The following is a 20,556-nucleotide window of genomic DNA, read 5'->3' as shown; positions in this document are numbered from 1 at the left end:
CTAGCCGGTCGAGGGAGCGGCGGAAGACGGCGAGTTCGGGTCGGATCGGGTTCTCGCGCACCGTCTTCCGCATGTCTCAGCGGGGCGGGTGCGTCACTGCGGCGGGTTGCCCGTGGACACGCTCAGCTCGATCTTGCCCGGGTTCTTCGCGTCGACGTCCGTGCCCTCGGAGGGGAACTGGTCCAGCACGGTCCCCTGGCCCCAGGTGTTGTCGTCCACGTGCTTGATGGTCCACTGCCAGCCCGCGGCCTGGAAGCAGGCCTTCACGGAGTCGATGTCCTTGTACTGGAAGTCGGGCAGCCGGACCTTCTTCGGGTCGGAGTAGGACTCGTTCGGCTCCGTGCACTTGGTCTTGTCGATCACCCGGGTGGTGTCGGGACCGCGGTAGCCCGCCCGGTGGGAGGTGGACGCCGAGGTGCTCGCGCCGTTGCCGCCGCCCTTGTCGTCGCTGCCGTTGTTGTTCAGCGTCAGCGCGACGATCAGGCCGACGACCGCGACGAGCGACACCACGACCGAGCCGATGATCACCGGCTTGTTGCTCTTGCCGCCGCCGGGGCCGGACGGCTGCGCGGCCGTCTGCGGCGAGATCGTGTACGGCGGCGGGGTCTGTGCGGCCGACGGGCCCTGCGGGCCGTAGCCCGCCGGAGGCGTCTGGTAGCCGCCCTGCTGCGGGTAGCCGTAGCCCGCGGGCGTGGCCGGGGCGGGCGTCTGCGGGCCGTACGGACCCGGCTGGTACGGCGTCCGCACCGGCCCGGCGGGCGCCTGGACCGACTGGTCGACCGGCGGGAACACCGCCGAGCCGACCCCCGCGCCGCTCTGCACCGGCCCGGCGTCCGGCACGATGCTCGGCGGGGCCGCCTGGAGGGAGGCGGCGATCCGCAGGCACTCGTCGCGCATGGACTCGGCGGTCGGAAAACGCTCGTTCGGGTTCTTCTTCAGCGCGCGGGCGACCAGCGCGTCGACCGCCGGGGGCAGCGCACGGTTGATCGAGGAGGGAGCCACCGGCTCCTCCTGCACATGCGCGTACGCGATCGCCAGCGGGGAGTCGGCGTCGAACGGCAGCCGTCCGGTGACCAGCTGGAACAGCATGATGCCGACCGAGTACAGGTCGGAGCGGGCGTCCACGCCGCGGCCGAGGGCCTGCTCGGGCGAGAGGTACTGCGGGGTGCCGACGACCATGCCGGTCTGTGTCATCGACGTCACACCGGACTGCATCGCGCGGGCGATGCCGAAGTCCATGACCTTGACCACGCCGCGCTTGGTCATCATCACGTTGCCCGGCTTGATGTCGCGGTGGACCAGGCCCATCTCGTGGCTGATCTCCAGCGCCGCCAGCACATCGGCGGTGACCTTGAGCGCCTTGTCGGCGGGCATGGCGCCGTGCTGCCGGATGTCCTCCGCGAGGACCGAGCCGAGCGGGCGGCCCTCGACGTACTCCATGACGATGTACGGCGTCGTCATGCCGTGCAGCGCGTCCTCGCCCGTGTCGAAGACGGAGACGATATTGGTGTGCGTGAGCTTCGCCACGGCCTGTGCCTCGCGGCGAAAGCGCTCTCGGAAGGCCTGTTCCCGGCCGAGTTCGGTGTGCAGCGTCTTGATGGCGACCTGGCGGTCCAGCACGGCGTCGTACGCCAGGTGGACCGAGGCCATACCGCCCTCGCCGAGCAAGTCGCGCAGCTGGTAGCGGCCGCCGGCCAGCGCCTGCCCCGTGTACCGGCCGTGTGCGCCGTCCTGGCTCATCTCTCCGCGTCCCCCACTGGCCGTCCGGCGCCGTCACCCCGCGAACAGGCCTTGATCGAATGTGTCATTCCCGGCCAAGTCTGCCCCAGGGCACTGACACGTCAAGCGCGGTGCCCGTTCCGTGACCGTACGGGCAAGAAGCGTCGCGCAAGCGTTACAGCGGGCGTACGACCGGCACACGGAATTTGCACGACAGCGCGTGCTAGAGGTTTCATGGCCGGTCCGTCTCGGGCCGTTCCCGGTTCCGGTTCCGAACCGGTGGCCCCCGCGGAGGCTGTAGCGTGGCCCGACGGAGACCGTAACAACACCGCGCGCACCGCGGGCAGAAACGACGGCGAGGACTGATGGCACAGACGCAGCGCGCCCAGGGCCCGTCCGACCCCGAGGCGACTGGCGGCGGCATGTCGGACTCGCCGGAGATGTGGGGCAACGGAGGGCTCGTCGGCGACGGCCGGTACCGGCTCACGCACCGGCTGGGCCGGGGCGGCATGGCCGAGGTGTTCGCGGCCGAGGACGTGCGCCTGGGCCGTACGGTCGCCGTCAAGCTGCTCCGCACGGACCTGGCCGAGGACCCGGTGTCCAAGGCCCGCTTCACGCGTGAGGCGCAGTCGGTCGCCGGACTCAACCACCACGCGATCGTCGCCGTGTACGACTCCGGCGAGGACTTCGTCGGCGGCCAGTCCGTGCCGTACATCGTGATGGAGCTGGTCGAGGGCAGCACCATCCGCGATCTGCTGATGAACGCGGAGGCGCCGGGCCCCGAGCAGGCGCTGATCATCGTCTCCGGCGTCCTGGAGGCCCTCGCCTACTCGCACCAGCACGGCATCGTGCACCGCGACATCAAGCCCGCCAACGTGATCATCACCGACAGCGGCGCCGTCAAGGTGATGGACTTCGGCATCGCCCGCGCCCTGCACGGCGCGTCCACGACGATGACGCAGACCGGCATGGTCATGGGCACCCCGCAGTACCTGTCCCCGGAGCAGGCGCTCGGCAAGGCCGTCGACCACCGCTCCGACCTGTACGCGACCGGCTGCCTGCTCTACGAACTCCTGGCCCTCCGGCCCCCGTTCACCGGCGAGACCCCGCTGTCGGTGGTCTACCAGCACGTCCAGGACATGCCGACCCCGCCGTCGCAGGCCCTGGAGGCCTGCCCGCCGGAGCTGGACGGCCTGGTCATGCGCTCGCTCGCCAAGGAGCCGGACGACCGGTTCCAGACGGCCGAGGAGATGCGCGGACTGGTCCAGTACGGCCTGCAGATGCTGTACGAGCAGGGCGGCCACACCGGCACCTGGAACACCGGCCCGGTGGCGATGCACGAGGGCCGGCACACCCCGGCGGGCGGCTTCGCGGGCACGACGGCCATGCCGCACCCGATGAACGCCTCCGGCACCACGCAGATCCCGCAGCCGATCCTGCCCACCGGCTACGGCAACGGCGACGACGGCGGCTTCGAGGGGCACGGCAACGGGGGCAGCGGCCGCGGCAAGCTGTGGATCCTGGCCGTCCTCGCGGTCATCGCGATCGCGGCGGGTGTCGCGCTGGCCCTGCAGGGCGCGGGCAACGGGACCGGCACCGGCACCGACACCAAGCCGCCGGCGACGCACTCCAAGAGCACGAAGGAGGACACCCCCTCCTCCGGGCCCTCCGACGCCAACACCGGCCGGCCGACCGACACCTCCACGGAGAACAGCTCGGACACCGGCTCCACCTCCGGCTACACGCCGTCGTACACGCCGTCGTACACCCCCTCCCAGACGCCCAGCACGGGCCCGACCGACCAGCCGACGGACCCGCAGCCCTCGCAGTCGCAGCCGACGGACCCGCAGCCCTCGCAGTCCCAGTCGACGGACCCGGCCGCCGGCGGCACGGACGGGGGCGCCACGGTCGGTGCGAACGCCGGCACGACCTCCGGCACCACGGGCGACACCGGCCCTTGAAGGACGCCCCCGCCCGCCGGGACGGCGTCACCCTGAGGTGACGCGGCCCCCGGCGGGTCATCCGGCGAACGCGTCGCACACGGCGTCGTACTCGCGCGTCCACCACACCGCGAGCGCCGAGGCGGCCGGGAACTGGCAGTCCGCGCGCGTGTCGCCGCGTTCGTAGTGCCAGCGCAGCATCCAGAAGTCGTTCAGCCGCTCCCACCACACCCGGTGCACGGCCGCCGCCAGCTCAGAGGGCGGGGCGCCGGCCGCACGCCGGTACGCGCGCGCGTAGGCACGCACCTTCGGTAGGTCCAGGGCGCCCGCGGGGCGCACGAAGAAGATCGCGGCGGCGCGTACGGCCTCCTCCGCGCGCGGCTGCACACCGAGCCGGTCCCAGTCGACGATGGCCGCGGGGGCGTCGTCCTTGTAGAGCAGGTTGAACGGGTGGAAGTCCCCGTGCACCCAGCCCACCGAGCCGCCGCGCGGCGGGCGCCGGTCCGCGTGCTGCTCCAGGAGCCCGCGGCGCTCCAGGAGCCGGTGCCGGGCCAGCTCGTCGAAGGCGTCGGCGGGGCGGTGCCGGCTGACGTGGGCGAGCAGGTCGTCGATGAGGGCGAAGGTGTCCGCCGGGTCGGCGCTCTCCACGGGATGGGGGCTGGTGGCCGGGCGGGTGCGCCCCTTGGGCGGCATCACGCGCTCCAGACAGGCGTGCACGGCGCCCAGGAGCGCCCCCAGGCGCGCGCTCTCGCCACGGGTGAGCTGGCCGCCGTGGCGGTGCCCGCCGTCGATCCAGGGGTGCAGGGCGTAGGCGTGGCCGCCGACGACGGCGACCGTGCGGCCCTCGCGGTGCGCGAGCGGCGGGGCGACCGGCACGCCGAGGTCGGCCAGGCGCTGGGTGGCCCGGTGCCGGCGTTCGATGGCGGCCGGGTCCGCGGTGTCGGGGTCGAAGTGGTGCTTGAGGAAGTATCGGCCGCGGGTGGTGCACAGCCGGTAGCCGCGGTTGAGCAGGCCTTGATCGACCGGATCGCAGGCGAGGGCGCTACCGGCGGCGTACAGGCGCAGCAGGGTGCTCAGAGGGGGCGCGTGGGGCACAAGGGGTGGTACACAAGAGCGCGGCACGCGGCAGATGCTAGGGCACGAAAAGCCGCCGTGAGCTGGGCCTTGTCACAGGCAGTCGCCGTCGGTCGCATTCGGTCACTCGTTGGTCCACGGTGAACTGCCGTAAGTCGATCTAAAGGCCCGATAAAAAGTGCGGCGCTCTAAAGCCCCGTGTGCTCGTTGCGAAAGTCTTTCGGCTCTTCCCGTGAGCCGGGTGACCGGGATAACGTGCGGGTGCTCCGGCCTAGCCACAGGCCTGTGACCAGCGCGGTTGCGCATCTCCTCGATTTACTTGGAAATCCAAGCAAAATCGCAGGTCAAGAGGGGTTTCACAGAAATGTGGAGCACTGGGTAACGTAATGGTTGCAGGGCGCTCGCCGGGGCACCTGTCACGCCTGTTCCCGGCCGAGTGGCACCCACCCCGTGCCCGGTGGTCGAGACAGGTGAGCCGCACTGGCCTACCGGCAACCCCGGGGGCCGGAACGACGGAGGAGCACACGTGACCGTGGACAGCAGTGCCGCGCGCAAGCCGCGACGCAGCGCCGCAGGCAAGGCCGGCACCACCGGCACCAAGACCGGCACGGCCGGCACCAAGCGGACCACCAGCCGCGCCAGCGCGAAGAAGAGCACGGACGAGCTCGTGCAGCTTCTGACGCCCGAGGGCACGCGGGTCGAGAACGCCGAGTACGACGGCTACGTCGCCGGCATCACCGCGGACGAGCTGCGCGGCCTGTACCGCGACATGGTGCTCACCCGCCGCTTCGACGCCGAGGCCACCGCCCTGCAGCGCCAGGGCGAGCTGGGCCTGTGGGCGTCCCTGCTGGGCCAGGAGGCCGCCCAGATCGGCTCGGGCCGGGCCCTGCGGCACGACGACTACGTCTTCCCGACCTACCGCGAGCACGGCGTCGCCTGGTGCCGCGATGTCGACCCCACCAACCTGCTCGGCATGTTCCGCGGTGTGAACAACGGCGGCTGGGACCCCAACAGCAACAACTTCCACCTGTACACGATCGTCATCGGCTCCCAGACGCTGCACGCCACCGGCTACGCGATGGGCGTGGCCAAGGACGGCGCGGACTCGGCGGTCATCGCCTACTTCGGCGACGGCGCCTCCAGCCAGGGCGACGTGGCCGAATCGTTCACCTTCTCCGCGGTCTACAACGCCCCCGTGGTGTTCTTCTGCCAGAACAACCAGTGGGCGATCTCCGAGCCCACCGAGAAGCAGACCCGTGTGCCGCTGTACCAGCGCGCCCAGGGCTTCGGCTTCCCGGGCGTCCGCGTCGACGGCAACGACGTGCTGGCCTGCCTCGCCGTCACCAAGTGGGCCCTGGAGCGCGCCCGCAACGGCGAGGGCCCGACCCTGGTCGAGGCGTTCACCTACCGTATGGGCGCCCACACCACCTCCGACGACCCCACCCGCTACCGGGGCGACGAGGAGCGGCAGGCATGGGAGGCCAAGGACCCGATCCTGCGCCTTCGCCGGTACCTGGAGGCGTCGAACCACGCGGACGAGGGATTCTTCGAGGAACTCGAGACCGAGTCCGAGGCGTTGGGCAGGCGAGTGCGCGAAGCGGTCCGCGCCATGCCCGACCCGGACCACTTCGCCATCTTCGAGAACGTGTACGCGGACGGGCACGCGCTCGTCGACGAGGAGCGAGCGCAGTTCGCCGCCTACCAGGCGTCGTTCGCCGATGCTGAAGGGGGTCACTGACATGGCCGAGAAGATGGCGATGGCCAAGGCCATCAACGAGTCGCTGCGCCGTGCCCTGGAGTCCGACCCCAAGGTCCTCGTCATGGGTGAGGACGTCGGCAAGCTCGGCGGCGTCTTCCGCGTGACGGACGGCCTGCAGAAGGACTTCGGCGACAGCCGGGTCATCGACACCCCGCTCGCCGAGTCCGGCATCGTCGGCACCGCGATCGGCCTGGCGCTGCGCGGCTACCGCCCGGTGGTGGAGATCCAGTTCGACGGCTTCGTCTTCCCGGCCTACGACCAGATCGTCACCCAGCTCGCCAAGATGCACGCCCGCTCGCTGGGCAAGGTCAAGCTGCCGGTCGTCGTCCGCATCCCCTACGGCGGCGGCATCGGCGCGGTCGAGCACCACTCCGAGTCCCCCGAGGCGCTGTTCGCGCACGTCTCCGGCCTGAAGATCGTCTCCCCGTCGAACGCCTCCGACGCGTACTGGATGATGCAGCAGGCCATCCAGAGCGACGACCCGGTGATCTACTTCGAGCCCAAGCGGCGCTACTGGGACAAGGCCGAGGTCGACGCCGAGGCCATCCCCGCCCCGCTCCACAAGGCCCAGGTCGTCCGCGAGGGCACCGACCTCACCCTGGTCGCGTACGGCCCGATGGTGAAGCTGTGCCAGGAGGTCGCCGCCGCGGCCGCCGAGGAGGGCAAGTCCCTCGAGGTCCTGGACCTGCGCTCGGTGTCGCCCCTCGACTTCGACGCCGTCCAGGCCTCCGTGGAGAAGACCCGCCACCTGGTCGTGGTCCACGAGGCCCCGGTGTTCTTCGGCTCCGGCGCGGAGATCGCCGCCCGGATCACCGAGCGCTGCTTCTACCACCTGGAGGCCCCGGTGCTCCGGGTCGGCGGCTACCACGCCCCGTACCCGCCGGCCCGCCTGGAGGAGGAGTACCTGCCGGACCTGGACCGCGTGCTCGACGCCGTCGACCGCTCGCTGGCGTACTGAGGAGAGGGTCGTGACGACGATGACGGAAGCGTCCGTACGCGAGTTCAAGATGCCGGACGTGGGTGAGGGACTCACCGAGGCCGAGATCCTCAAGTGGTACGTGCAGCCGGGTGACACGGTCACCGACGGCCAGGTGGTGTGCGAGGTCGAGACCGCCAAGGCGGCCGTCGAACTCCCCATCCCCTACGACGGCGTGGTCCGTGAGCTGCGCTTCCCCGAGGGCACCACGGTCGACGTGGGCATGGCCATCATCGCGGTCGAGGTGGCCGGCGCCGCGCCCGCGCAGGCACCGGCCGAGCAGCCGGCGGCCGAGCAGCCCGCCGCGCCCGAGGAGGAGCCGAAGCCGGAGGGCCGCCAGCCGGTCCTGGTCGGCTACGGCGTGTCCACCTCGTCCACCAAGCGCCGCCCCCGCAAGGGCCCCGAGGTCACCGTGCCGGCGCCGGCCCAGGCGCTCCAGGCGGAACTGAACGGCCACGCCCCCGTGGCCGACCGGCCCCGCCCGCTGGCCAAGCCCCCGGTGCGCAAGCTGGCCAAGGACCTCGGTGTCGACCTGGCCACGGTCGTCCCGTCCGGCCCGGACGGCGTCATCACGCGCGAGGACGTCCACGCGGCGGTCACGCCTAAGGCCGCCGAGCCGGTCACCGAGCCCCAGGCCACGGCCGCCACCGTCCCCGCGCCCGCCGTGGCCCGCGACGGCGCCCGTGAGACCCGTGTCCCCGTCAAGGGCGTGCGCAAGGCGACGGCCGCGGCCATGGTCGGCTCGGCGTTCACGGCACCGCACGTCACGGAGTTCGTGACGGTGGACGTGACCCGCACCATGAAGCTGGTCGAGGAGCTCAAGCAGGACAAGGAGATGCAGGGCAGGCGGGTGAACCCGCTGCTGCTGATCGCCAAGGCCCTGCTGGTCGCGATCAAGCGCAACCCGGACATCAACGCGTCCTGGGACGAGGCGGCGCAGGAGATCGTGGTCAAGCACTACGTGAACCTGGGCATCGCGGCGGCCACTCCGCGCGGCCTGATCGTGCCGAACATCAAGGACGCGCACGACAGGACGCTGCCCCAGCTGGCGGACGCCCTCAGCGACCTGGTGTCGACGGCGCGCGAGGGCAAGACGTCCCCCGCCGCCATGCAGGGCGGCACGGTGACCATCACCAACGTCGGCGTCTTCGGCATCGACACCGGCACGCCGATCCTCAACCCCGGCGAGTCGGCGATCCTCGCGGTCGGCGCGATCAAGCTCCAGCCGTGGGTCCACAAGGGCAAGGTCAAGCCGCGTCAGGTCACCACCCTGGCCCTGAGCTTCGACCACCGCCTGGTCGACGGCGAGCTGGGCTCCAAGGTCCTGGCCGACGTGGCGGCGATCCTGGAAGAGCCGAAGCGGCTGATCACCTGGGCGTGAGGGCGCTGACCGGGTGACCCCGGAACCACGAGCGGGCGGCCGCGGATTCGTCATGCGGCCGCCCTCTCGGGGCGAGTTCGTCCTCACGTCGTCGACTCGCGTCGTTCATGCCCCGGGACGGGGTTCGGCGCGGGGCACGGCAAGCCGTCCGGCGACGAGCGCCAGCCAGCCGCTGGGCGAGTACGGCGCCGGCGGGTCGACCTCCATGCCCAGTTCGGCGACGGCGAGGGCGTAGTCCGACTCGTCCAGATCCAGGGCGAGCAGCTCGTGGAGTTCTCCGACGAGCCGGGCGACGAGTCGGGGGTCGGTGGAGGCCCGATAGTCGTCGACTGCGGCGGCGTGATCCGCGAACTCGTCCGGCATGTCCTGCGAGAACCAGCCGCCGAGGAACTGGCCGAGCTCGGGGAAGCGGGCGTGCCATTCCCAGTGGGTGGCGGGGGCGGCCGGGGGCGGCACCTCTCCGGTCTCGATGCTGTGCCTGATGTGGTCGGCGAGGCAGTACAGCCACTGCTGGACCTCGTCCTGGGACAGGCCGACGTCGGGTACGGCGTAGAACTCGCCGAGGCGCAGTCGCAGCCGTCCCGGGGGGTTGTCGGCGTAGTCCCGCAGTTGCCGCTCGGCGATGGCGAGGGCCCAGGGGCGGCTGTGCCAGGTGTGGCGCAGATAGGCCGTCAGGGCCCGGCCGGGCCGTTCCGGGGTGTCGTCCGCCGGCTGCCCGAGGTAGGCGCGCATCACCTGGTCGAGTTCGCCGTGGCGGCGGTCGTGTTCGAGGGGGCTCAAGGGCACGGTCGTCAGCCTCTGTGGGTCACAGGTGGATCGGGCTCGATGGGACTACAGGTAGATCGGGAACGTGCCGTGGACGGTGAATCCATGCGGGCGTGAGGCGTCCCGCTCGAGGATCACCCTGGCCGCGTGCGCGTCGACCGGCTCCCGGCCGGCCAGCATCATCGCCTGCAACAGCACCCGGCCGACCGGCTCGGACCGGGACGGCCACGACGCCTCGATGGTCAGCCGGCGGCGGGTGGACTGGGCGAGCCAGCGGTGGATGACCTGTTCGTTCGCGGTGACGACCTGCTGGGTGGCCCACTGCGCGGTTTCGCGGTCGGGGTAGGTGGAACTTCGGGTACGCACAGGGCGGGACTCCGTCAGATCAGTAGGTGTTGAACCGCCAGAAGACGCCGACTTCCGCGGGCGAGACGACAATGAGCCCGAGATCCGACATGTGGTCGGTGACCCCGAATCCACCGGTGACGCGACGGAAGAAGTCGGCGTCCCGGTCGCCGCTCGCGTTTCCGGCCGTTGTGTGGAAGGTGCAGCCGGGCGAATACCGGCTCAGGAGCGTGCGGGCATCGGTGAGCAGTGTCTCCGCGCGGGCCGGGAAGTCCGGGATGTTCTTCACCTGGAACCACTCGTCCGTCATCGCCACGAGCAACCGCGCCGCCGAATCGGCCGTCACCTCGTGGAGAATTTCCCCCAGCCGGCTCTCCGTGGAGACGACGAACGGATAACTGCCGCCTCGCTGCGGATCCGCCGCGTTCTCCTCCCTGTCCCAGTCCAGCGTGACCCAGCCGCGCGGATCAGCGCCGGAGCGTGCCATGACGGCCAGGACATCGGTGTGCCAGTCGGCGTGGTCGTGCGGCCCGGTGGCCACGAAGGCGTACTCGTCGTCGAACAGGCGCAGCGCTGCCGCTTCCCATTCCTGCTGTGTGGGCGGGTTCATCACGGATTCTCGTGGTTCTGTCAGGGGATCGGCATGGACGTGAGAACGACGAAGGGCGGGTCCAGGGAGTCATCGTACTTAAGTACGGTCCTGATTCCCTTGACCGGGACGGCTCTGGCATTCATGCCGCCCTCCTTGTAACCGCTCAACGGGTCGTTCGGATCAGCGGGTTGCTTCGAGACGCTGCGGCCGCTGTACTCGCCGTTGGGGGCGGTGCCGTCGAACGATTCCGGTCTGCTGCCGTTCGTGGGTGGTGGCGGCCCCTTCAACCACGCCGTGATCTCAGCGGAATTCGCGTCGATGTTGTGCTGGGTCAGTTCCTGCGCCTTTTCGGCGTTTTCGAAGGTCGAGGCCGCTCCGATGCTCGGTTTACCGTGCGGCCAGGTCTGCGTGGGCGGGTTGCCCTGGTCCCGCAGGCGCTGAGCGAGCTGTTCGTCGGTCTTTCCCACGTGTTTGTCGAGGGTGTGTCCGCCGTCGAGCCACTCCATGCTCGCCAGGTCGATCTTGTACACACCGTTTTTGGTGTCATTCGGATCGGTCCATTTGTGCTCGTTCTTGAAGGAGTTGAGCGCTCGCGCGCCGAAGGCCTCGGCCCTGGCGTCCTCCGCGACGAACGTGGGGGCGCTTCGGAGGGCCTCGTCCAGTTCCCATTCCAGGGCGAGGAGGGTGGTGGCGGCTTCGTGGAATTTCTGCTGGTACGTTTCGACGGCCTTGTCCGCCGCTTCTCGGTCCATGTGCTTCCGGAAGGTCCAGACGAGCGTCGCGAACATCTGAGGGCCCGCGAGTTCGAGCAACTTCAGCGGATTCCCGCTCGTCAGTTCCTCCACCATGCCCTGGGCGGCGTTCTTGGCGAGGTTCGTGGTCGTCTCGCGGCAGGTCCGGGCGGTCTGGATCAGCTCGTCGCACGTCTTCTGCAGGGTCTCGGCGGTGTGGTGCAGCACCTCCAGGATCGGTCTGCGCTGCGCGGGCGCCACGTCCCCCGCCGTCTTCCAGCTACGGCCGCCCTGCTGGTCGATCTGACCCTGCGCGTCCCGGCTGCGGCCCCAGGCGGTGGCCCCCCAGATCGACTGGCAGAACGCGTTCATGGCGCTCTGCCACTCGTTGTTCCCCTGCGGGGCGGTGATGTAGCCGATGGCCGAGGTGAAGTTGTCGCCTGCCTTCAGCGCCGTGTTCCCGGCTTCCTGCCAGGCGGAGGACATTCCCTTCAGATCGTCCTCCACGGCACCCGGCGTGATCTCATGGGTCTTGCCGAGGTTCAGCCCGTACTCGACGGCCGGCCGGATGACGTCCGCGAGGAAGTCCGGGATCTCACCGAGTACTCCGGAGATGGCCCAGGAGTCGGCGTCCCGGCCGGTCCCGGACCACTTGATGTCGTTGATCTTCCCGTAGTCGGGCGCCTTGTCGATGACGGCGGGCGGTGTGCGGCGGGGCGGCGGACCGTACATGCCCCGCGAGGCCCAGTCCGCGGCCTGGTAGTTGTTGGCCGTCAGGGTCAGGCCGACAGCGACGCCGCCGACGCTCGCCACACTGGCGGCCCAGACCTCGGTGAATTTCCCGGCGATCCGCATGTACGCCTCGGCGAAGGCGTCGGGCCCCGATCCCGTGCCCGCCGACTGGCTGTACTGGTTGAGGGCGCTCACCAGCGCCGTCGCGCCCTTGTCGTAGTCGAACTGCCCGTCGCGCACCACGGCCGAGGTGTAGTACAGGTGCTGCGGCTTCAGCTCGAATCCGCCGCCGGCGCCGGGTGCCGCCGTCCTGAGCTGGTCCCGTTCCTTCCGGCGTTCGTCATCGCTCGGACGGGTTCCCATCAGGCCGCCCCCCAGCCGCGCAGCACCGCGCGGTGGGCCGCGGCGTAGTTGGCGTGGCCGGTGGTGACGTAGGAGTGCAGCCATTTCTGGGCCGCCTGCAGGTCCTGGGCGGAGCGGTCCCACTCGTCGAGCTTCTGGACGAAGATCTCGCGGGCCTCGCCCTTCCAGGACAGGACGACGGGCTCGACACGGTCGTAGAGGTCGTCGAGCCGGCCGTTGAGTTTTCTGAGGATGTCGTCCAACTCGACGGCCAGATCGTGAAGTGTGGCGAAAGATACCGATATGTGGTCGTCGGCAGGACTGGATCCGGTCGACATGTCACCCCCGTTGCTCCCTACGTGTGCCGTTCCCGCAGGTACGTCATGGCTGCTCGTATCAGTACGCGTCGAGACTGCTGCGCGTTTGCGGCGGTCCGCCGGTCGTCCCCTCGGCCTCCCCGTTCGGGGTGGAGAGCCTGTCGACCTCGCTGTCGATGTCGACATGGACGCCACGCATGCGTTCGAGCACGCCCAGATCCGTGTCGGAGAAGCCGTCCCGGCTGAGCCGTACGGCTTCTTCCAACTGCTTCATCACCTCGCGAATGCGGACGGCGTCCTCGGCGGCCGCTCGGTGGAACTGCCGGTACGTCGTGGCCGCCGGGCCGCGCCAGCCGGCCTCGATGCGGTCGACGATCCCGTCCATGCGCTTGATCTGCTGGTCGAGGTGGTCCTGCATGTCGTCGAGGTCGTGCGCGAGCTTGGTGAGGTCGTTGGACGACACGCGCAGGTCGGCGTTGCCGCCCTGTCCTGAGCCGGTTCCCCGTACACCCATGCGGTGTGTCTCCCCTCCCGCTCGACATCCCCCGATGTCGCGCCATCCTGTTGAAGGACGCCGGCAGTGGCCGAAACGGTTGCCCACTCGCCCACCGTCTGCCTCAACAGCATCTCGCAGCAGCAGCCCTGACGCTGTATCAGGGTCGTTTCAGGGAGGGCTCACCGGCCGGACCGGCGGGCGCGGAGCGCGTTCAGCAGGGCCGCGCCCCGCTCCGCGTCGTCCACGCTCACCGCGAAGTCCGTGCGGCGGCCCCGGGGGCGTACGACCAGGCAGTCGCCGGCGCGGAGCATGACCGTCGTGCCGAGACCGCTGAGGCGATAGCCCCAGCCGCCGACCTCGGACGGCAGGCGGCGTTCGGCGCGGGCGGATTCGAGGGCGGCCGGGGACCAGTGGCGGGCGGGCCAGCCGAGGGGGCCGAAGGAGACCTCCAGGCCCGCCTCCGAGACCTTCGCCCGGACCGAGGAGCAGGCGGCGCCCCCGAGGGAGGCGGCGCCGCAGCCCGCGCACACGGGCCAGAGCACTCCGGCCGGCGCCAGGCCCAGCGCCAGGGCCACGGCCGCGCCCACGGCGAGCAGACCGGTCGCCGCCGCCAGCAGTTGCAGCCACGGGTTGGCGGTGCGGGAGAACCACACCAGCCGTTCGCCCTCCGGGATGTCCAGTTCCGGGGTGCCGGCGGGTGGGGCGGCCGAGGCGGCGCGGACCGTCAGCCGCCACGCGGCCACCCCGGCGACCGCCGCCAGGGCCAGGGCCACGACCATCCACAGGGCCGACTGGCGGGCCTCGTGCCAGTCGGCGCGGTCGAGGTTGGCCCGGACGACCGACACCTGCGCGCCGATGAGGACGACCGCGGTGGGGGCCAGCGCGATCGCCACCCAGGTGCGGGGCGAGGTCCATGATCGGCGCCACTTCACGGACAGGGCGAGGGCGATCACCAGCCAGACCGCGGCCGGGAACACGGACGCCTCCCAGAGCGGCATCGAGCCGTCGGGGGCCGCTCCGCCGCTCCAGTGGGTGGCCAGCCGGTCGGGGAGCCGGTCCCGCAGGGTCCAGGGCAGCCCCGCGATCAGCACGGTCACGGCCGTCGTGCCGGCCGCGGGCGCCCAGCGCCGGGCGCGGCCCCCGCCGGACTTCCTGTCGTCGTCCCCGCCAGTCATGACAACCCCCGGATCATGTCGATGAGATCGGTCCGGCTGTATCCCAGCCGGGATGCCTCCGCCACCAGTTCCCGCACCTTGATCTGCAGTCCCGAGCGCCGGGCCGCCCCCTCGGTGACGGTGATCCCCCGGCCCCGGCGGAACTCCAGCAGACCTTCGTCCCGCAGTTCGCGCAGACCGCGCAGCACGGTGTTGACGTTGATGTCCAGGGTCGTGGAGAGGTCACGGGCCGAGGGCAGGCGTTCGCCCGCGCGGCACTCGCCCTCGGCGATGGCCCGTCGAATCGCCGCCGCGACCTGCTCGTGCAGGGGGCGGGCGTCGGTGGTGTCCAGACGCAGCAACATGGTGCTAATGAAGCTATCACCATCCAATCCATCCCGGCACCCCTGCCGGCCCCGGGCAGCAGAACGGGCCCGCCGCTGTCCGCGACGGGCCCGTGTTCCGGCTGAGTGTCAGCCGAGCTTGGCGAAGCCGTAGTTGAGGAGCTTCTTCGCGTCCGCCTCGCGATTGGGGATGGAGGTGGAGGCGAGCACGGTGCCGATGATCGTCTTGCCGTTGCGGGTGGCGGCGAACACCAGGCAGTAGCCGGCCTCGGGACCGGATCCGGTCTTCACACCGATGGTGCCGCTGTAGCTGCTGAGGAGCCCGTTGGTGTTGGTCCACGCGGCCATCGTGCGGGTGCCGCCCGACTTGGTGATCGTCTTGGCGGTGTACGACTTCGTCTTGACGACCGTGCGGAACGTGGAGTTCTTCATCGCGCTGCTGGCGATCTTCGTCAGGTCGCGCGGCGTCGAGTAGTTGTTGCCGTTGCCGATGCCGTCGAAGGAGTCGAAGTGCGTGGACTTCAGACCCAGGCTCTTCGCGGCGGAGTTCATCTTGCCGATGAAGTTCGACACGCGGGCGGCACGGGTGGTGCCGGAGCCGTAGGTGTCGGCGAGCGCGTAGGCGGCGTCGCAGCCGGACGGCAGCATCAGGCCGTACAGCAGCTGGCGGACGGTGACCTTGTCGCCGACGATCAGGTGGGCCTGGGAGGCGTTGTTCTTGACGACGTAGTCGCTGTACGCCTTCTGGATCGTCACCTGCTTGTCGAGGTTGAGGTTCGACTGTGCGAGCACGACCTTGGCGGTCATGATCTTGGTGGTGGATCCGGTGGACCGCGGGGTGTCCGCCGCCTTGGTGTAGAGCGTCGAGCCGGTCGTGTTGTTCATCACGTAGCCGCCCTTGGCAATGATGGAGGGCGTCGTGACGGCCTGCGCGGGCGTCGCGGTGAGGGCGCCGGTGGCGAGCAGCGCGCCGGAGGTGACGGCGACAGCGGTGGCTCTGCGAAGACGGATGCCCTTAATGCCGGTAATCAAAGTGATGTACCCCGATTGTGTTGAATGCCCCTGAAGTGCGGCCGAGTTGAGGTGGCAAGCGAGTGGGGCCGCACATGTGTGACACGTAAGTAGCACAGAAGGTTGCGCGGTTGCTGCGGGGAATTTTCGCCACGTCCGCATCCTGGACGCCCGAGTCGTATGCGTACGCGTTGTATCTATCCTGTCGGCATGAACACGGCCGTCCAGCAGCCCGCTCCACCGATGAAGCCCCCACCCGCCGCCGACCGCGTCTACACCCACGTCAAGCAGGGCGTCCTCGACCGCCGTTACGAGGGCGGCACCCTCCTCACCGAGGGCGAGCTGGCCGAGGCCGTCGGAGTCTCCCGCACACCTGTGCGGGAAGCGCTGCTGCGGCTGGAGGCCGAGGGCCTGATCCGGCTCTATCCGAAGAAGGGCGCCCTGGTCCTGCCCGTCTCCGCACAGGAGATCGCCGACGTGGTGGAGACCCGGCTGCTGGTGGAGGCGCACGCCGCCCGCAAGGCCGTACCCGCCCCGCCCGCCCTGGTCGAACGGCTGACCGAGCTGCTGGAGCGGCAGAAGACGCAGGCCGCCGCCGGCGACCTGGCGGCGGCCGCGGTGACCGACCGCTGCTTCCACGCCGAGATCGTCCGCAGCGGGGGCAACGAGATCCTCTCCCGGCTCTACGACCAGCTGCGCGACCGTCAGCTGCGGATGGGAGTCGCCGTCATGCACTCGCACCCCGACCGGATCGCCAAGACGCTCGCCGAGCACGGGGAGATCCTGGACGCGCTGCGCGCCGGGGACGCGGAGGCGGCCGTCGGGGTCGTGCACCGGCACGTGAGCTGGTTCTCGCACCTCGCACGGGGTGAGGTCCGATGACCAAGGCCACCCTTCCGGGTGACCCGCCGGGCGGCCGCCGCGCCGTCGCCGTGTGGTCCATAGGCGTCGCCGTCTACTTCGTCGCCGTCATCTTCCGTACGTCACTGGGCGTGGCCGGGCTCGACGCGGCCGCCCGCTTCCATGTGAACGCCTCCGCCCTGTCCACCTTCTCCATCCTCCAGCTGCTGGTCTACGCCGGCATGCAGATACCCGTCGGCCTGCTGGTCGACCGGCTCGGCACCAAGAAGGTGCTGGGCATCGGCACCGTGCTGTTCACGGCCGGGCAACTGGGCTTCGCCTTCTCACCCTCGTACGGCACCGCGCTCGCCTCCCGGGCGCTGCTCGGCTGCGGCGACGCGATGACCTTCATCAGCGTGCTGCGCCTCGGCACCCGCTGGTTCCCCGCCCGGCGCGGACCGCTGGTCGCGCAGCTCGCGGGCCTGGTCGGCATGGCCGGCAACCTGGTCTCCACCCTCGTCCTGGCCCGGCTGCTGCACGGCATCGGCTGGACACCGGCGTTCGCGGGCAGCGCCCTGGCCGGTGTCGTCGTCCTCGTCCTGACCCTCCTGTTCCTCAAGGACCACCCCGAGGGACACGAGCCAGGCCCGGCCCCGCACCAGGGCGCCGCCTACGTCCGCCGGCAGATCGCCGCGTCCTGGCGCGAGCCCGGCACCCGCCTCGGGCTCTGGGTGCACTTCACCACCCAGTTCCCGGCGATGGTGTTCCTGCTGCTGTGGGGCATGCCCTTCCTCGTCCAGGCGCAGGGGCTCAGCCGGGCCACGGCCGGCGAGCTGCTCACCCTGGTCGTGCTGTCCAACATGGTGGTCGGGCTCGTCTACGGCCAGATCGTCGCCCGGCACCACGCGGCGCGGCTGCCGCTGGCGCTCGGCACCGTCGGGGCGACCGCGCTGCTGTGGGCGGCGACGCTCGCGTATCCCGGTGAGCACGCGCCGATGTGGCTGCTCGTGGTGTTGTGCGTGGTGCTCGGGGCGTGCGGCCCCGCCTCGATGCTCGGGTTCGACTTCGCCCGCCCGGCCAACCCGCCCGAGCGACAGGGCACCGCGTCCGGGATCACCAACATGGGTGGCTTCATCGCCTCGATGACGACGCTGTTCGCGATCGGCGTGCTGCTGGACGCGACCGGGGACGACTACGGCGTGGCCTTCTCCGCCGTCTTCGTCCTCCAGGCCCTCGGCATCAGCCAGATCCTGCGGCTGCGCGGACGGGCGGCCCGCCGGGAGCGGGAGCGGCTGGTGGCGAGCCGGGTGGAGACGGTGCACGTGCCCGCCGCGTGAGTCAACGCCCGTCCGGCACCAGGGTGAGGTACGCGATCCCGAGCACGCCCCGGTAGCTCATCCACTGCGCCCGGTGCCGGTCGAGGCGCTCGCGGGTCCCGGCCGCCAGCGGGTGCTCGGGATGCCCGGCCAGCCAGACCTCCAGGTCCGCCTGGTACGCCGACTCGAACTCCTCCCACTCCGCCGGGCTCGCCGTCTCGGTCCACTCCGGCCGGAAACCGGCCTCGACGGCGAGGTCGAGGAGGGACCCGAGGTCGTAGTGGTCGGCGACCGTGGCACCCGGCCACATGCCGGACAGCTCCCGCTCGCCGGGCGGCCGCTCCCAGAAGCCCTCGCCGAGCAGTACCCGCCCGCCGTCGGCGACCAGCCGCCGCAGCTCGCGCAGGGCCTCGACGGTGGGCGGCTCGGCCGTGCTCAGCGCCTGGCTCGCGCCCAGACACAGCACCAGATCGGCGGGGCCGCGCCGGGTGTTCACCGCCGACTCCTCGACGAACTCGACGCGTGCCGTGAGCCCGCGCGCCTCGGCGTTGCGCCGGGCCCGGGCGAGATCCTCGCCGTTGACGTCGACGCCGGTGCCACGGGCCTCGGGGACGGCCTCCAGCACCCGGAGCAGCACCTCGCCCCAGCCGCAGCCGATGTCGAGCACGGTGCCGGGGCGGTTCTCGGCGAGTCGCCGGACCATGGCGGTCGCGCGGGACTCGGAGAGGGGGCCGTGGAACATGAGACGTGTCAGCCGCGGTGGGTTCGCCATGCCGGGCACGCTAGGGCGCCCGCTCACCCTCGTACCACCTGTTTTGACGGCCGGCCGGGAGGCCGGGCGGCCCGCGCGACGCTAGGGGGTCACCGTGAAGTTGCGCAGGATCGCGGCCGCCACGTCCGGGTCGCCCTCCGTCTTGATGTGGTCGGCCACCGCTTCCGGGGTCACCCGGCCGCAGGCCAGCCGGACGTAGGTCTCCCAGTCGAGGGTGAGGGCGGCCACCGGGCCGAGGGCCGGGGCGGTCTCCAGGGTGCCGCGGCCCTGGATGTCGACGCGGATGGTGCGCAGGAACTCGACCGGTCCGTGCACGTCGAGGACGACGGCCGAACTGCGCGGCGCTTCGGCGTCCTTCGCCACCACCTTGGGCAGCGCCGCCAGCAGCATGTCCCGGACGACGTGCGCGCCCGGCGAGTCGAGGTTGCCGGGCCGGCCGAGGGCCGCGCGCAGGTCCTGCTCGTGCACCCAGGCGTCGAACGCGCGGGCCCGGTAGGCCTGTTCCAGGGTGACCTCGGTGCCCAGCGGTCCGCGCACCTTGGTGCCGGGCTCGCGGGTCTCGTTGCGCAGCTGGCGGTTGCGGCGGATGACCGTGTACTCCAGCTCGGCGGTCATCTCCGGCGCCGTGTGGTGACGGCGGACGTCCACCTGGATCTCGTTGTAGCGCTGCTGCTCGGTGGTGACGTGGAAGAGGTCGCGCGGCAGGGTGTGGATGGGACGCGGGTCGCCGAGCATCTCGCAGTCCAGGCCGATGAGGTGCGACACGATGTCCCGCACCGACCAGCCGGGGCACGGGGTCCGCCGGTTCCACTCGCCCTCGGCCAGCGACTGCACGATCTCGGATATCGCGTCGATGGAGTGCGTCCAGGCATCGGCGTAGGGCTGGAGGGTGGGATGCAGACTCACGGAACGGGACCCCTCGGCGGTTGGTACACGGGCAGGTTGTGGCGGCGGTGCCAGCGGGCGGCGGCTGCACTTCGGCGGGCGTCTTGAGAGGCTAAGTTACGCTGCTGGCAGGCACCCCGGCAGTGCTTTCGTGTGACGATCGTAGGCCCGTGTGGACGACTCGAATGCCAGGACGGTGGTAGTGTGCGCGCCTCTCTGATCCAGATCGCCGTCGACGAGGGCGAATCCGTCGCCTCGCGCAGGCAGCGAGCGGCCGCGCTGGTGCGGGAGCAGGCCGGGGCCGACCTCGTGGTTCTGCCCGAACTGTGGACGACCGGCGCCTTCGCCTACGAGGAGTTCGGCCGGGAGGCCGAGCCGCTCGAAGGACCGACGTACGAGACGATGGCCAAGGCCGCGAGCGACGCGGGCGTGTGGCTGCACGCCGGGTCGATTCCGGAGCGGGACCCCGACGGGCCGCTCTACAACACCTCTCTCGTCTTCTCCCCCTCCGGTGAGCTGACCGCCGCCTACCGCAAGATCCACCGCTTCGGCTTCGACAAGGGCGAAGCCGTGCTGATGGGCGCCGGACGTGACCTGGTGACGGTCCGGCTGGCCGGGACCACGCTCGGCCTCGGCACCTGCTACGACCTCCGTTTCCCCGAGCTCTTCCGCGGACTCGTCGACGCCGGCGCCGAGGTGATGGTGGTCCCGGCGGGCTGGCCCGAGCGGCGACGCGCGCACTGGACGCTGCTGGCTCAGGCGCGGGCGGTGGAGAACCAGGCGTTCGTGCTCGCCTGTGGAACGGCCGGGACCCATGCCGGAGTTCCGCAGGCGGGTCACTCGATCGTGGTCGATCCGTGGGGCGAGGTGCTCGCCGAGGCGGGCCCGGACGAGGAGATCCTCACCGTCGACCTCGACCCGGCGAAGGTGGCGGCCACCCGCGAGCAGTTCCCCGCCCTGAAGGACCGCGTCCTCGGCCTGAACCCGCCCCGGCACTGACACCCGCGGCGGCTGTCCATCTGGACCAGGGTGAGGGCGTACCTGCCGTCCTTCGACGGCGGGCCG

20 protein-coding genes are annotated in these 20,556 nt (G+C 71.0%); 7 read left to right on the top strand and 13 right to left on the bottom strand.

The window, feature by feature from the left end:
- Window positions 1-93: 93 nt before the first annotated feature.
- The gene (locus ACWEN3_RS18435; RefSeq protein WP_452971788.1) at window positions 94-1,740 is read right to left on the bottom strand and encodes a protein kinase domain-containing protein; all 1,647 of its coding nucleotides are present in this window, start codon (window positions 1,738-1,740) and stop codon (window positions 94-96) included.
- Window positions 1,741-2,084: 344 nt separating this feature from the next.
- Between ACWEN3_RS18435 and ACWEN3_RS18430 the strand changes: the two genes are divergently transcribed.
- On the top strand, window positions 2,085-3,680 hold the full coding sequence (locus tag ACWEN3_RS18430) for a protein kinase domain-containing protein (protein ID WP_452971785.1): 1,596 nt from the start codon (window positions 2,085-2,087) through the stop codon (window positions 3,678-3,680).
- A gap of 57 nt (window positions 3,681-3,737) precedes the next feature.
- On the opposite strand, the gene ACWEN3_RS18425 is transcribed toward ACWEN3_RS18430, so the two are convergent.
- Complete coding sequence (locus ACWEN3_RS18425) at window positions 3,738-4,754, bottom strand: phosphotransferase (protein WP_452971782.1); 1,017 nt, start codon at window positions 4,752-4,754, stop codon at window positions 3,738-3,740.
- Window positions 4,755-5,259: 505 nt separating this feature from the next.
- On the opposite strand from ACWEN3_RS18425, the gene pdhA reads away from it, so the two are divergent.
- The 3 genes from pdhA to ACWEN3_RS18410 are packed head-to-tail and all read left to right on the top strand — an operon-like array spanning window position 5,260 to window position 8,849.
- Window positions 5,260-6,471 (top strand): pyruvate dehydrogenase (acetyl-transferring) E1 component subunit alpha, encoded by a 1,212-nt coding sequence (gene pdhA / locus ACWEN3_RS18420; RefSeq protein ID WP_452971779.1) that lies wholly within the window; start codon window positions 5,260-5,262, stop codon window positions 6,469-6,471.
- A gap of 1 nt (window position 6,472) precedes the next feature.
- Window positions 6,473-7,450 carry an alpha-ketoacid dehydrogenase subunit beta gene (locus tag ACWEN3_RS18415; protein ID WP_452971777.1) on the top strand — a complete coding sequence of 326 codons (978 nt, stop codon included), beginning with the start codon at window positions 6,473-6,475 and terminating at the stop codon, window positions 7,448-7,450.
- A gap of 10 nt (window positions 7,451-7,460) precedes the next feature.
- Window positions 7,461-8,849, top strand: coding sequence for a dihydrolipoamide acetyltransferase family protein (locus ACWEN3_RS18410; RefSeq protein WP_452971774.1), 1,389 nt, complete (start codon window positions 7,461-7,463; stop codon window positions 8,847-8,849).
- Between the two features lie 105 nt (window positions 8,850-8,954).
- Here the strand turns inward: ACWEN3_RS18410 and ACWEN3_RS18405 are convergent, their stop codons facing one another.
- The 9 genes from ACWEN3_RS18405 to ACWEN3_RS18365 all read right to left on the bottom strand — a co-directional run bounded on the left by ACWEN3_RS18405 (window position 8,955) and on the right by ACWEN3_RS18365 (window position 15,699).
- Window positions 8,955-9,635: a contact-dependent growth inhibition system immunity protein gene (locus ACWEN3_RS18405; protein WP_452971771.1), complete on the bottom strand. Its 681-nt coding sequence runs from the start codon at window positions 9,633-9,635 to the stop codon at window positions 8,955-8,957.
- A 45-nt stretch (window positions 9,636-9,680) separates the two neighbouring features.
- Window positions 9,681-9,980 (bottom strand): RNase A-like domain-containing protein, encoded by a 300-nt coding sequence (locus ACWEN3_RS18400; protein ID WP_452971769.1) that lies wholly within the window; start codon window positions 9,978-9,980, stop codon window positions 9,681-9,683.
- 19 nt (window positions 9,981-9,999) lie between these two features.
- On the bottom strand, window positions 10,000-10,569 hold the full coding sequence (locus tag ACWEN3_RS18395; protein ID WP_452971767.1) for a hypothetical protein: 570 nt from the start codon (window positions 10,567-10,569) through the stop codon (window positions 10,000-10,002).
- Between the two features lie 20 nt (window positions 10,570-10,589).
- On the bottom strand, window positions 10,590-12,377 hold the full coding sequence (locus ACWEN3_RS18390) for an RNase A-like domain-containing protein (RefSeq protein ID WP_452971764.1): 1,788 nt from the start codon (window positions 12,375-12,377) through the stop codon (window positions 10,590-10,592).
- Window positions 12,377-12,694, bottom strand: coding sequence for a WXG100 family type VII secretion target (locus tag ACWEN3_RS18385; RefSeq protein WP_452971761.1), 318 nt, complete (start codon window positions 12,692-12,694; stop codon window positions 12,377-12,379). The genes ACWEN3_RS18390 and ACWEN3_RS18385 overlap by 1 nt, the downstream gene beginning before the upstream one ends.
- Before the next feature lie 58 nt (window positions 12,695-12,752).
- Window positions 12,753-13,187, bottom strand: coding sequence for a WXG100 family type VII secretion target (locus ACWEN3_RS18380; protein WP_452971758.1), 435 nt, complete (start codon window positions 13,185-13,187; stop codon window positions 12,753-12,755).
- Window positions 13,188-13,348: 161 nt separating this feature from the next.
- Window positions 13,349-14,344 carry a DUF1648 domain-containing protein gene (locus ACWEN3_RS18375; RefSeq protein ID WP_452971756.1) on the bottom strand — a complete coding sequence of 332 codons (996 nt, stop codon included), beginning with the start codon at window positions 14,342-14,344 and terminating at the stop codon, window positions 13,349-13,351.
- Window positions 14,341-14,688 (bottom strand): GntR family transcriptional regulator, encoded by a 348-nt coding sequence (locus ACWEN3_RS18370; RefSeq protein WP_452971753.1) that lies wholly within the window; start codon window positions 14,686-14,688, stop codon window positions 14,341-14,343. Before ACWEN3_RS18370 ends, ACWEN3_RS18375 begins: the two co-directional genes overlap by 4 nt.
- A 108-nt stretch (window positions 14,689-14,796) precedes the next feature.
- Window positions 14,797-15,699, bottom strand: coding sequence for a D-alanyl-D-alanine carboxypeptidase family protein (locus ACWEN3_RS18365; RefSeq protein WP_452971750.1), 903 nt, complete (start codon window positions 15,697-15,699; stop codon window positions 14,797-14,799).
- A gap of 189 nt (window positions 15,700-15,888) precedes the next feature.
- Here ACWEN3_RS18365 and ACWEN3_RS18360 point away from each other — a divergent pair, with 189 nt between their 5' ends.
- Window positions 15,889-16,560: a GntR family transcriptional regulator gene (locus tag ACWEN3_RS18360; protein WP_452971747.1), complete on the top strand. Its 672-nt coding sequence runs from the start codon at window positions 15,889-15,891 to the stop codon at window positions 16,558-16,560.
- Window positions 16,557-17,855 (top strand): MFS transporter, encoded by a 1,299-nt coding sequence (locus ACWEN3_RS18355; RefSeq protein WP_452971745.1) that lies wholly within the window; start codon window positions 16,557-16,559, stop codon window positions 17,853-17,855. The genes ACWEN3_RS18360 and ACWEN3_RS18355 overlap by 4 nt, the downstream gene beginning before the upstream one ends.
- Window position 17,856: 1 nt before the next feature.
- Here ACWEN3_RS18355 and ACWEN3_RS18350 read toward each other — a convergent pair whose 3' ends face one another.
- Complete coding sequence (locus tag ACWEN3_RS18350) at window positions 17,857-18,606, bottom strand: SAM-dependent methyltransferase (RefSeq protein WP_452971742.1); 750 nt, start codon at window positions 18,604-18,606, stop codon at window positions 17,857-17,859.
- An 81-nt stretch (window positions 18,607-18,687) separates the two neighbouring features.
- Window positions 18,688-19,512, bottom strand: coding sequence for a maleylpyruvate isomerase family mycothiol-dependent enzyme (locus ACWEN3_RS18345; RefSeq protein ID WP_452971739.1), 825 nt, complete (start codon window positions 19,510-19,512; stop codon window positions 18,688-18,690).
- 183 nt (window positions 19,513-19,695) lie between these two features.
- Between ACWEN3_RS18345 and ACWEN3_RS18340 the strand changes: the two genes are divergently transcribed.
- Window positions 19,696-20,490 (top strand): carbon-nitrogen family hydrolase, encoded by a 795-nt coding sequence (locus ACWEN3_RS18340; RefSeq protein WP_452971737.1) that lies wholly within the window; start codon window positions 19,696-19,698, stop codon window positions 20,488-20,490.
- The last annotated feature ends 66 nt before the right edge of the window (window positions 20,491-20,556 follow it).

This window comes from Streptomyces sp. NPDC004561 (assembly GCF_053602155.1).
The sequence above is the reverse complement of the archived record's forward strand: the minus strand, read 5'-3'. Positions and strand labels throughout refer to the sequence as shown.

What these genes read in the sequence shown, in the direction of transcription:
- ACWEN3_RS18435 (WP_452971788.1), bottom strand. Translation starts at nt 1,740, where the DNA reads ATGAGCCAGGACGGCGCACACGGCCGGTACACGGGGCAGGCGCTGGCC.
- ACWEN3_RS18430 (WP_452971785.1), top strand. Translation starts at nt 2,085, where the DNA reads ATGGCACAGACGCAGCGCGCCCAGGGCCCGTCCGACCCCGAGGCGACT.
- ACWEN3_RS18415 (WP_452971777.1), top strand. Translation starts at nt 6,473, where the DNA reads ATGGCCGAGAAGATGGCGATGGCCAAGGCCATCAACGAGTCGCTGCGC.
- ACWEN3_RS18395 (WP_452971767.1), bottom strand. Translation starts at nt 10,569, where the DNA reads ATGAACCCGCCCACACAGCAGGAATGGGAAGCGGCAGCGCTGCGCCTG.
- ACWEN3_RS18390 (WP_452971764.1), bottom strand. Translation starts at nt 12,377, where the DNA reads ATGGGAACCCGTCCGAGCGATGACGAACGCCGGAAGGAACGGGACCAG.
- ACWEN3_RS18385 (WP_452971761.1), bottom strand. Translation starts at nt 12,694, where the DNA reads ATGTCGACCGGATCCAGTCCTGCCGACGACCACATATCGGTATCTTTC.
- ACWEN3_RS18380 (WP_452971758.1), bottom strand. Translation starts at nt 13,187, where the DNA reads ATGGGTGTACGGGGAACCGGCTCAGGACAGGGCGGCAACGCCGACCTG.
- ACWEN3_RS18375 (WP_452971756.1), bottom strand. Translation starts at nt 14,344, where the DNA reads ATGACTGGCGGGGACGACGACAGGAAGTCCGGCGGGGGCCGCGCCCGG.
- ACWEN3_RS18370 (WP_452971753.1), bottom strand. Translation starts at nt 14,688, where the DNA reads ATGTTGCTGCGTCTGGACACCACCGACGCCCGCCCCCTGCACGAGCAG.
- ACWEN3_RS18360 (WP_452971747.1), top strand. Translation starts at nt 15,889, where the DNA reads ATGAACACGGCCGTCCAGCAGCCCGCTCCACCGATGAAGCCCCCACCC.
- ACWEN3_RS18355 (WP_452971745.1), top strand. Translation starts at nt 16,557, where the DNA reads ATGACCAAGGCCACCCTTCCGGGTGACCCGCCGGGCGGCCGCCGCGCC.
- ACWEN3_RS18350 (WP_452971742.1), bottom strand. Translation starts at nt 18,606, where the DNA reads ATGGCGAACCCACCGCGGCTGACACGTCTCATGTTCCACGGCCCCCTC.